The sequence below is a fragment of the Hymenobacter algoricola genome, assembly GCF_039539525.1.
Classification (GTDB): Bacteria; Bacteroidota; Bacteroidia; order Cytophagales; family Hymenobacteraceae; genus Hymenobacter; species Hymenobacter algoricola.
The window spans coordinates 1-3261 of sequence record NZ_BAABDH010000071.1 but is presented as its reverse complement, the minus strand read 5'-3'; the positions used below and the strand labels follow the sequence as shown (position 1 = coordinate 3261).

Below are 3261 nucleotides of genomic sequence, written 5' to 3'. Positions count from 1 at the left end.
CGACTGGATTACCAGCCAGGATGCCAAAAACTGGTTCGACCACTGCGGCTACCATACACAGACCACTTAACCACTGGCCACACCGTTCACGAATCCGCTATAACACACAGCGGAAACGTCTCGCTTGACCAAGTTGGCGAGGTGAACCGTCAATGGTGGGACTACTGGCGTTGCTGTTGGGATAAAAAAGGCGCCCCGGACGCACTCCCCCATGATTACGCTTGTGAGGTGACCATCCCCCTGAAGAGCTAGCGCCATTGCGAGCCGGTACCTGCCATTCGCACACAAGCGAAAGGTATATCCGAGCCAGCTGCCATAAACACACACCTCGGTAGGCGCCAGCGGAATCGCATCCGCATACAAAACCTGTATATTGACGTCCATATCGCCTTGCAGCTAGCGCAAAAGACTAGACCTTTTTAAGAGGGTGACTATCAACGCCGACTTTATGAAAATACTAGACTCCCTGCGTGCCTCCTTAAGTAAGGATAAAACTGTTGCCACTACCCCTACTAACGCGCCCGTTAATAGGAGCATGAGGAAAAAGCCGCTCAAGCGGAAAGTAAAGCCCTGCACAGAAGAGTCTCGGCAACAGGTCATTGAACAGATTCGGGACGTTGTGCATGATAAGGGATACAAAGTAATGAGCGTTACCAACCTGCTGAACTGCTTCGGCTTTCAGAAAAGAAGCAGTAGCAATGTGGAGCTTATAACCGTGATGCTGGCAGAGCACAACCTAACGGTGCATCCGCAGCTCAGCTTGGGATTGAAGCCCGCTGACTGCTTGCGTATCTACGGCTTTCCGGTAGCTCAGCTAGGCGACTTGTTCGAGAGCGAAGAGGAAGTAAAGACGCAGGGGGCACGTCAACAGCGCGAGCGGGAGCTTGAAGACTTCATTGACAAGCATGACCTTTTCCACAGGCTTGGGCTTAAGAAGGTTGAGCGTCAGTATAGTCCCAAGCAGACGCGTGACCGGTTTGACTTTCTGTGCTCAGATGCCAAGGGTGCCCGCGTTGTGTTGGAGCTAAAGCACGTTGGGGGAGGCAAGTCCGCGGTGGAGCAGGTGCTCCGCTACATTGGAATGCTCAAGCAAGAACAGCCCGGAAAGAAAGCCCGGGGCATATTGGTAACGGGCATCCGCGACGTAGACACCGCCAAGGCGCTTCATGGCATGACACCTGCCCAGCAACAGGAGATTGAGTGGTACCTGTACCGCTACAACAAGGGTTCGGGAGATGTAAGCTTTGAGTTGGTAACCTATGACTTCATTGACCACCACCTCGAAATTTTAAACAAAGCGTCTTGAATCTAATGCCACTCCGGCACGGCACTATGCACTGTAGACTATCGAGCTATTCGGAGTACCTCACCTTCATCCCAGACATTCCTTTCAACTAGCATGGCACTCGCTGACTACAAAAGCAACCGGTCTACTTCCCCTCGCTATGATTATCAAGTTGATGCAAATCAGCCTATAGAGTCTAAGCTTGAGGCATTCAAAGAATTTCTACTATTAGCCAAGGAGGATTGCTCTGTTTCCTTCTCTACAAAGGAACTGGGGCATCACGTTCATGGAATCAGCTCTCACGCTCATAGCACCAGCACCAACGAAGAGAGTAGTATATACATCGGTCTAAATGCTGATAGGAAGCTGAATGAAGCTGAATACAAAGCGCTCCACCAACAATGGGTTGACATACTAGATATAAGTCTTAATCTAGAGGAAAGAAAGAGAGGGGAAAGCTATTTCGTCCATAAGCGAATTACCAGAGCGGGGAAGAAAAGTGTACTTGCACAATTTATTGACAAGTACCAAGGGAGCCAATATGATATCAATTCCGAGTACGGCGGCGGAACAACACTCAGAGTCATAGCTAACACCGCTCAAGGTGAAAAGGAGACCCTTTATATTGATTACCTACCCCAATTGCAAACAGAAAAAGATGAACTTAGGCAGGCGTTTGCGGAATACACCAGCAGCTCCAACGAAAGCTAGGGTGCACAGCCCTACTAGCTAATGGCGGCTCATGCTACCGCAATAAGCGACTCACTAATACGCAACCGTACCTTTACTCTCTTCCTTCAACAAATTCTCGCCCTTCGCATTTCATCTTATTTTCTATGTCAGCATCCATCACCCCCAACACCAAAGACGAGTTTATGCAAGCCTCAATTGATGAGGCTCGGCTTGGACGAAGCGAAGGCGGCATTCCTATCGGGTCAGTACTCGTGCGCAATGGGCAAATTGTTGCCCGTGGACACAACAAGCGCGTGCAAGAGGATAACGCAATCAAACATGGAGAAATGGATGCGCTGATGAACGCCGGTCGTCAGCGCACCTACCGTGATACGGTGCTCTATACCACTCTGATGCCATGCTTCATGTGCGCGGGCACCATTGTGCAGTTCAAGATACCGAAGGTTGTAGTAGGAGAATCACGGACTTTCGGCGAATCCAAGCAGTTTCTAGAAAGCCATGGCGTTGAAGTCGTCATTCTTGACCTCGATGAATGCGTTGAAATGATGAAAGAGTTTATTGATGCAGAGCCGGAGCTATGGAATGAAGATATCATGGAATTGTAGCTGAGGTCTGACAAATCATCCCTTCTGTCCACTAATTCAGGATTACACCTTAACAACACCGAACAGTATGAACCCCTCAAATGAAACCCTTAAAAAGTTAGAAGAAGAGTACAATCAAGTTTTACGAGAACACAATTTACAATCTGAAGCAGCGTTCAACAGAATTAAAGCTATTCAAAAAAGGATGCTTAAGTCAAGCGATTTGACCATTCTTCTTAGTGCTTCAAAAATCAAAGAGTTAGAAGCTCAAATCGATGGGAGTACCCTCCACACAATGAGAGAGTTCATGGGAGCTTTGTCGAGAGCAAAGTCTACTGCTACCATGGACAAGACTGCTGAAGAAGCACGCAATCGAATGATGAATCGATAGAGCTATAGCGTGTTTGATGCTATTGCACTTTAACAGAAAGCAAAAACCCTGTCAGCGCTATAGTTGACAGGGTTTCTTGTTATCAAGTCAACCGTCTAAAGTGCATTCCACTTGTGCGGATAGCCTTCAATGGTGTCCTGATTAAATACCAGCACTAAAACTGTGCAACACTATAATGGGCTGATTAACCTTACTCTTTGCCAGCTTAGAGGGTGTTTGGGAATTTAGGCAAGCCGGTTTAGGCATAAGGCCATGTTGGCGAGCAAGAGCCAGGTGACGTGGCTGGCGGGGGTATACTCGTAGTCAAT

The 3261-nt window shown here is 48.2% G+C and carries 4 protein-coding genes; all 4 read left to right on the top strand.

Features of this window, described 5'->3' with window-relative positions; genetic code table 11:
- Nucleotides 1-448 precede the first annotated feature (448 nt).
- The 4 genes from ABD842_RS13925 to ABD842_RS13910 all read left to right on the top strand — a co-directional run bounded on the left by ABD842_RS13925 (nucleotide 449) and on the right by ABD842_RS13910 (nucleotide 2953).
- Nucleotides 449-1306, top strand: coding sequence for an endonuclease NucS domain-containing protein (locus ABD842_RS13925; RefSeq protein WP_345115026.1), 858 nt, complete (start codon nucleotides 449-451; stop codon nucleotides 1304-1306).
- A gap of 93 nt (nucleotides 1307-1399) precedes the next feature.
- Nucleotides 1400-1996 carry a hypothetical protein gene (locus tag ABD842_RS13920; RefSeq protein WP_345115024.1) on the top strand — a complete coding sequence of 199 codons (597 nt, stop codon included), beginning with the start codon at nucleotides 1400-1402 and terminating at the stop codon, nucleotides 1994-1996.
- A gap of 125 nt (nucleotides 1997-2121) precedes the next feature.
- On the top strand, nucleotides 2122-2583 hold the full coding sequence (locus ABD842_RS13915; protein WP_345115021.1) for a nucleoside deaminase: 462 nt from the start codon (nucleotides 2122-2124) through the stop codon (nucleotides 2581-2583).
- 67 nt (nucleotides 2584-2650) lie between these two features.
- The gene (locus ABD842_RS13910; RefSeq protein WP_345115018.1) at nucleotides 2651-2953 is read left to right on the top strand and encodes a hypothetical protein; all 303 of its coding nucleotides are present in this window, start codon (nucleotides 2651-2653) and stop codon (nucleotides 2951-2953) included.
- Nucleotides 2954-3261: the final 308 nt, after the last annotated feature.